The sequence below is a fragment of the Ferrimonas aestuarii genome, assembly GCF_005116665.1.
GTDB classification, from domain to species: domain Bacteria; phylum Pseudomonadota; class Gammaproteobacteria; order Enterobacterales; family Shewanellaceae; genus Ferrimonas; species Ferrimonas aestuarii.
The window spans coordinates 1-262 of sequence record NZ_SWCJ01000054.1 but is presented as its reverse complement, the minus strand read 5'-3'; the positions used below and the strand labels follow the sequence as shown (position 1 = coordinate 262).

Sequence of the window (262 nt, the reverse complement as noted above, 5' to 3'; positions counted from 1 at the left end):
GCTCAGACAGCCAGGATGTTGGCTTAGAAGCAGCCATCATTTAAAGAAAGCGTAATAGCTCACTGGTCGAGTCGGTCTGCGCGGAAGATGTAACGGGGCTAAACTAGACACCGAAGCTGCGGATGCATATTTATATGCATGGTAGAGGAGCGTTCTGTAAGCGGTTGAAGGTGTGTCGAGAGGCATGCTGGACGTATCAGAAGTGCGAATGCTGACATGAGTAACGTTAAAGCGGGTGAAAAACCCGCTCGCCGGAAGACCA

At 50.8% G+C, this 262-nt stretch carries 1 rRNA gene; it reads left to right on the top strand.

Annotated elements, in window-relative coordinates:
* Nucleotides 1-262 (top strand): 23S ribosomal RNA (locus FCL42_RS21590); the annotation flags it as partial.